Here is a 248-nt window from a genome sequence, read left to right as displayed (position 1 = left end):
CCGGACGCCGAGGTCTCGTCCCGGAGCTGAGACCTCACGGCCCGGCCGCGCCCCTTCCCGCCCCCGGAACGCCGAGGCCCCGCGCCGCAGCCCGAGGCCCCGCCCCGGACGCCGGGGCCTCGGCCCGGAAGCTGGGACCTCAGGGCCCGGCCGCGCCCCTTCCCGCCCCGCCCAGGACAGTCCCCGCGCCGTCCGCTACTGTTCCCGCCCCGCCCGGGACAGTCCCCGCGCCGGCCGCGACCGTCCCT

Source organism: Streptomyces capoamus, assembly GCF_014654935.1.
Taxonomy (GTDB): Bacteria; Actinomycetota; Actinomycetes; order Streptomycetales; family Streptomycetaceae; genus Streptomyces; species Streptomyces capoamus.
This window is presented reverse-complemented; position numbering follows the sequence as displayed.